Genomic DNA, 6,578 nt, shown 5'->3' with positions numbered 1-6,578 from the left:
TCCGATCTCCCGCGCCGGCTGTACCTGGTCGGTCATCGCGTACCGCTCCCTTCGATCCCTCGGGTGCCGGTCCCTGCGTGTGCTCCGCCGTGCCGTCCTGTCGCTCCGCTCAGTCCTCGGAGGAGTCCGGTGTGTCCGAGGACCCGGAGGTCGTGTCGGAGGATCCGGAGGGATCGGCAGTGTCGGACGTGTCCGGCGCGTCCGCCGTTCCCGGGGATTCCCCGGAGCCGGGCGCCCGTCCCGGGGCGCCGGAGCGGCCGCCGTCGGTAGCCTCGTCCGTCCCTCTGCGCGGCTCGGCGTCCGGCTCGCCGTCCTGTCCCGTGTCGGACTCGGGGCGCTGCGCCATCGGCGGCCTGCCCCGTCCGCCGGGCGTGCCGGGGGTGTCACGCAGGTAGGACTCGCCGCTCTCCGTCGCGTGGCCGCCGGGCCCGGCGGCCGGGCCCCCGCCGTCCCTGCGGCGCAGGTAGCGCTCGAACTCGCGCGCGATCGCCTCGCCGGACGCCTCGGGCAGCTCGGCGGTGTCCCGGGCCTCCTCCAGCGTCTGCACGTACTCGGCGACCTCGCTGTCCTCGGCGGCCAGCTGGTCGACCCCGAGCTGCCAGGCCCGCGCGTCCTCGGGCAGCTCGCCCAGCGGGATGCGCAGGTCGATGAGGTCCTCCAGGCGGTTGAGGAGGGCCAGGGTCGCCTTCGGGTTGGGCGGCTGCGACACGTAGTGCGGTACGGCCGCCCACAGCGACACCGCCGGGACGCCCGCGTGGGTGCACGCCTCCTGGAGGATGCCGACGATGCCCGTGGGGCCCTCGTACTTGGTCTCCTCCAGGTCCATCGTGCGGGCCAGGTCGGCGTCGGAGGTGACGCCGCTGACCGGCACCGGACGGGTGTGCGGGGTGTCACCGAGCAGCGCGCCCATGATCACCACCAGCTCGACGCCCAGCTCGTGAGCGAAACCGAGCAGCTCGTTGCAGAACGAGCGCCAGCGCATCGACGGCTCGATGCCGCGGACCAGCACCAGGTCACGGGGCTTGTCGCCGCCGACCCGGACCACCGACAGGCGCGTGGTGGGCCAGGTGATCTTGCGGACACCGCCGTCCAGCCAGACGGTGGGCCGGTTGACCTGGAAGTCGTAGTAGTCCTCGGCGTCCAGCGCCGCGAACACCTCGCCCTTCCATTCCTTGTCCAGGTGTGCGACCGCCGCGGAGGCGGCGTCGCCGGCGTCGTTCCAGCCCTCGAACGCGGCCACCATGACTGGGTCGATCAGCTCGGGAACCCCCTCCAGCTCGATCACCCAGCGCCTCCTTCCGATGTGCCCTCGCGTACGCACCAACCTTACGGCGTGCCGAGGGGCCCGCTGCAGCCCCCTCGCGCGGGGGAGTGAACGGATCACTGCCCCGTCCGGGGCCCGGAAACACGCCGGACCGCCATCGCGGACGACCCGTCAGTCATCCGAGCTGTACACGGTCAACTCGCCCGAGCGGCCGGAAGATTGCCCTCTGCAAGCTCCATACGTCGGATGACGGGGAGAGCTCCGATGTCCGCGCGGCGGCCCGCGCACCCTCGGCGGGCGAGCGGTCCGCAGAGCTGAGCCGTGCCTACAGCGTGGACCTGAGCCACTGCTCCACGCTGGCGATGTGCACGGTCGCCCAGGACCGGGCCGTCTCCGCGTCCCGGTCGCGCAGGGCTGCGAGGATGGCCCGGTGTTCGTGCAGGGTGCGGCTGACCGCGTCCTCCTGGGTGAGTCCCCGCCAGACCCGGGCCCTGGTGGTGGGCCCGGACAGGCCGTCGAGCAGCGAACAGAGCACCGAGTTGCCCGACGACCGCACGATGCCCCGGTGGAAGTCCAGGTCACCGGCGACGAGTTCCTCCACGGACGGCTCCGGGCCCAGCTTGTCCAACTGGTCCGCCAGGGCGTCCAGTTCCTGTTCGCTGATGAGGGTGGCCGCCATCGCCGTGGCCGCCGGCTCCAGGATGCGGCGCACCGCGAGGAACTCCAGGACCGTGTCGTCGCGGTGGAAGTCGACGACGAAGCTCAGCGCCTCCAGCAGGAGTTGCGGGTCCAGGCTCGTGACGTAGGTGCCGTCGCCCTGGCGCACGTCCAGGATGCGGATGAGGGACAGGGCCCGTACGGCCTCCCGCAGGGAGTTGCGGGACAGCCCCAGGTCGGCCGCCAGCTCGCTCTCCTTGGGGAGCCGGTCGCCGGGACGCAGCGCGCCGGAGACGATCATTCCCTTGATCTTCTCGATCGCCTCGTCGGTGACTGCCATGCCGGGGCCTCCTGGTGGCTCAGGATGTCCCCTCAGACATCCGATGTCTCACAGGCGCCATTATGCGTGCCACCCGACGTCCCGGGCACGGCTGAGGGGCGGCACCCCCCGTGGGAGCCGCCCCTCACCCGCGCTGCCGGCGGCTACTTCCGGTCGAGCAGGTCCTGCACGCGGCCACGGATGTCGTCCGTGGCCAGACCGCGGACGGTCAGGGTCGTGCGGCGGCGCAGCACGTCGTCCGCAGTCTCGGCCCACTCGTTGTCGCGGGCGTAGACGACCTGGGCCCAGATCTCCGGGGCGTCCGGGTGGACGCGCTCGGCGAGTTCGGGGTTCTCGTTGGCCAGGCGGGCGATGTCGAAGGCCAGCGAGCCGTAGTGGGTGGACAGGTGCCGGGCGGTGTCGGCGCCCATGCGGGGGCCGGGCGCCGGACCGTCCACCAGGAGGCGGTGCGCGACGGCGCGCGGGTTGGCGACGCCGGGGAGCGGCATCTTCTTCGGCAGCTCGGAGATCGGCTCGAAGTCCTCGCCCAGCGGGTGGCCGGGCAGCGACTCCAGCTTCTTCATGACCGTACGGCCGATGTGCCGGAAGGTGGTCCACTTGCCGCCCGCGACGGACAGCATGCCGCCGCGGCCCTCGGTGACGACCGTCTCGCGCTTGGCCTTCGAGGTGTCGCCGGGACCGCCCGGCAGCACCCGCAGACCGGCGAAGGAGTACGTGATCAGGTCCCGGTCGAGCTGCTGGTCGCGGATGGAGTACGCGGCCTCGTCGAGGATCTGGGTTATGTCCTTGTCGTTGACCGCGACCTCGCCCGGGTCGCCCTCGTACTCCTCGTCGGTGGTGCCGAGCAGGAGCATGTCCTCCCAGGGGAGGGCGAAGGTGATGCGGTACTTGTCGATCGGGGTGGCCAGAGCGGCCTTCCACGGAGCGGTCCGCTTCAGGACCAGGTGCGCGCCCTTGGACAGCCGGATCGACGGGGCCGCGTTCGGGTCCTCCAGCTTGCGCAGGTGGTCGACCCACGGCCCGGTCGCGTTCAGCACCAGACGGGCGTTCACGCCGAACTCGTCGCCGGACAGGCGGTCCCGCAGCTCGGCGCCGGTGACCCGGCCCCGGGTGAAGCGCAGACCGGTGACCTCGGCGTGGTTGAGCACGGCCGCGCCGGACTCGACCGCCGCGCGGACCGTCATCAGGGCCATGCGCGAGTCGTTCATCTGGTCGTCGCCGTAGACGGCGACGGCCTTGAGGTTGTCGGTGCGCAGCTCCGGCACGTCCTGCGCGGCCTTGGCGGGGCTGAGCAGGTGGCCGACGCCGTCGCCGAAGGCGGAGAGGGCGGAGTAGGCGAAGACGCCCGCTCCGAGCTTCGCCGCGCCGTGCGGCCCGCCCTTGTACACGGGGAGGTAGAACGTGAGCGGATTCGCCAGGTGGGGGGCCACCTGACGGGAGACCGCACGGCGCTCGAAGTGGTTCTCCGCCACCAGCTTCACCGCGCCGGTCTGCAGGTAGCGCAGACCGCCGTGCAGAAGCTTGGAGGAGGCGGAGGAGGTGGCGCCGGCGAAGTCACCGGCGTCGACCAGAGCCACCCGCAACCCGGACTGCGCGGCATGCCAGGCGGTCGAGATGCCCAGGATGCCACCACCGATCACGAGAAGGTCGTACGTCGCCTTGGAAAGCTGCTCCCGGGTCTCGGCACGGCTCGGAAGGGAGCCGGAGGCCGGGTGCGTACCGAGGGCAGGCACGGACTGCAGGGTGGACTGGCTGGTCATTGCGGGTTCTTACTCCTCGTCAGTTCTCGTCTTCGATCCAGCCCATGGTCCGTTCGACGGCCTTGAGCCAGCTCTTGTACTCACGGTCGCGGACGTCCGCGGCCATGTTCGGGGTCCATTCCGCGGCCCGGCGCCAGTTGGCGCGCAGGTCCTCGGTGTTGGTCCAGAAGCCGACGGCCAGACCGGCGGCGTAGGCGGCGCCGAGGCAGGTGGTCTCGGCGACCATCGGACGCACCACGGGGGCGTCCAGGACGTCGGCCAGGGTCTGCATCAGCAGGTTGTTGGAGGTCATGCCGCCGTCGACCTTGAGCGCCGTGAGCTCGACGCCGGAGTCCTTGGTCATGGCGTCGCTGATCTCACGGGTCTGCCAGGCCGTGGCCTCCAGGACGGCGCGCGCGATGTGCGCCTTGGTGACGTACCGGGTCAGTCCGGCGATCACACCGCGGGCGTCGGGACGCCAGTACGGGGCGAACAGACCGGAGAAGGCCGGCACGAAGTAGGCGCCGCCGTTGTCCTCGACCGACGACGCGAGCGTCTCGATCTCGGCGGCGGACTTGATCAGGCCCATCTGGTCGCGCATCCACTGCACCAGCGAGCCGGTGACGGCGATGGAGCCTTCGAGCGCGTAGACCGGCTGCTGGTCGCCGATCCGGTAGCCGACCGTGGTCAGCAGGCCCGAGTACGAGTTGATGATCTTGTCGCCGGTGTTCATCAGCATGAACGTGCCGGTGCCGTAGGTGGACTTGGCCTCACCCTCGGCGAAACAGGTCTGGCCGAACAGGGCCGCCTGCTGGTCGCCGAGCGCGGAGGCGACCGGGATGCCGCCGAGCAGCTCGCCGAGCGGGCCTCCGGTGACCTCGCCGTACACCTCGGCGGAGGAACGGATCTCGGGCAGCATGGCCAGCGGAACGCCGATCGACTCGGCGATCTGCTCGTCCCAGGCCAGGGTGTGCAGGTTCATCAGCATGGTGCGCGACGCGTTGGTCACGTCGGTGACGTGCTTGCCGCCGTTCACACCGCCGGTCAGGTTCCAGATGACCCAGCTGTCCATGGTGCCGAAGAGGATGTCCCCGGCCTCGGCGCGCTCGCGCAGGCCCTCGACGTTGTCCAGCAGCCAGCGGGCCTTGGGGCCGGCGAAGTACGAGGCGAGGGGCAGCCCGGTCTGGCGGCGGAAGCGGTCCTGGCCGACGTTGCGGCCCAGTTCGCGGCAGAGCGCGTCGGTGCGGGTGTCCTGCCAGACGAGGGCGTTGTGGACGGGCTCACCGGTGTTCTTGTCCCAGAGCAGCGTGGTCTCGCGCTGGTTGGTGATGCCGATGGCCTTGATGTCGTCGCGGGTGATGCCGGCCTTCGAGATGGCTCCGGCGACGACCTCCTGGACGTTGGTCCAGATCTCGGTGGCGTCGTGCTCGACCCAGCCCGGCTTCGGGAAGATCTGCTCGTGCTCCTTCTGGTCCACGGAGACGATGCGTCCGTCGCGGTCGAAGACGATGCAGCGGGAGGAGGTGGTGCCCTGGTCGATCGCGGCGATGAAGGGCCCGGCGGTGTGGGCGTCGGTCACGGTGTGCTCCGTAGCTCTCGGGTGGCGTTCTCAGGCGTGATGACGAGTGACGGCCGTCGTGTCACTTGAAGGCGATGTTGTACAGGCCGCCGGCTATGGCACCGCCGACGAGCGGGCCGACCACCGGTATCCAGGCGTAGCTCCAGTCCGAGCCGCCCTTGTTGGGCAGCGGCAGCAGGGCGTGGACGATGCGCGGACCCAGGTCGCGGACCGGGTTGATGGCGTAGCCGGTCGGTCCACCGAGCGAGAGACCGATACCCACGACGACCAGCGCCGTCACCAGGGCGCCGAGGACGCCGAGTCCGTTGCCGTTGTCGTTCAGACCCTGGGTGAGGATCGCGAGGACCAGGACGACGGTGGCGATGATCTCCGTCGCGAGGTTCTGCACCGCGTTGCGGATCTCGGGGCCGGTGGAGAAGACGCCGAGCACCGGACCGGCCTTCGGCGCGGTCTTCTGGTCGACCAGGCCTTCCTCGGCCGGCTGTTCGGCGAGGATCTCCGGGTCGGTGAGGTGCGCCTGGAACTGTCCGTAGTACGTGATCCAGACCAGGACGGCGCCGATCATCGCGCCGAGGAGCTGGGAGCCGAGGTAGAGCGGTACGTCGCTCCACTTGGTGCCGCCCTCGATCGCGAGACCGATGGTCACCGCCGGGTTCAGGTGGGCGCCGGAGACTCCGCCCGCGAGGTACGCGCCGGTCAGGACCGCGAAGCCCCAGCCGAACGTGATCGCGAGCCAGCCGGCGTTCTGCGCCTTCGAGCGCTTGAGAGTGACGGCGGCGCACACGCCACCGCCGAGCAGTACGAGTACGGCGGTACCTATGGTCTCGCCGATGAAGATGTCGGAGCTGGACACCCGCGACTCCTTTGTCCTTCGTCCAGGGGAAGCCGAACCCCGGGTCCCACCGGTGGTTCGTGCTCTCGGGAAGTGAGAGCGGTGTCGGCCCTGGCATTGCCACACTCTAACTCTTATTGCCGGTAAGTGTTCGACAATGCCGACCG

The 6,578-nt window shown here is 70.5% G+C and carries 5 protein-coding genes; all 5 read right to left on the bottom strand.

Going from position 1 to position 6,578, the window contains the following annotated elements:
* Positions 1-109 precede the first annotated feature (109 nt).
* The 5 genes from ABZT74_RS14050 to ABZT74_RS14030 all read right to left on the bottom strand — a co-directional run bounded on the left by ABZT74_RS14050 (position 110) and on the right by ABZT74_RS14030 (position 6,432).
* Positions 110-1,285, bottom strand: coding sequence for a PAC2 family protein (locus tag ABZT74_RS14050; protein ID WP_356434860.1), 1,176 nt, complete (start codon positions 1,283-1,285; stop codon positions 110-112).
* Positions 1,286-1,589: 304 nt separating this feature from the next.
* Positions 1,590-2,261, bottom strand: coding sequence for a FadR/GntR family transcriptional regulator (locus ABZT74_RS14045; protein WP_356434856.1), 672 nt, complete (start codon positions 2,259-2,261; stop codon positions 1,590-1,592).
* Positions 2,262-2,404: 143 nt separating this feature from the next.
* Positions 2,405-4,021: a glycerol-3-phosphate dehydrogenase/oxidase gene (locus ABZT74_RS14040; protein ID WP_356434853.1), complete on the bottom strand. Its 1,617-nt coding sequence runs from the start codon at positions 4,019-4,021 to the stop codon at positions 2,405-2,407.
* A gap of 19 nt (positions 4,022-4,040) precedes the next feature.
* Positions 4,041-5,579 (bottom strand): glycerol kinase GlpK, encoded by a 1,539-nt coding sequence (gene glpK / locus ABZT74_RS14035; RefSeq protein ID WP_355865635.1) that lies wholly within the window; start codon positions 5,577-5,579, stop codon positions 4,041-4,043.
* A 61-nt stretch (positions 5,580-5,640) separates the two neighbouring features.
* Entirely contained in the window at positions 5,641-6,432 is a 792-nt protein-coding gene (locus tag ABZT74_RS14030) for an MIP/aquaporin family protein (RefSeq protein ID WP_356175857.1), read from the bottom strand.
* Positions 6,433-6,578: the final 146 nt, after the last annotated feature.

Source organism: Streptomyces sp. NPDC005302 (genome assembly GCF_040607345.1).
Taxonomy (GTDB): Bacteria; Actinomycetota; Actinomycetes; order Streptomycetales; family Streptomycetaceae; genus Streptomyces.
Note: the sequence above shows the minus strand (reverse complement) of the source record. Positions and strands in the feature narration are given on the sequence as shown.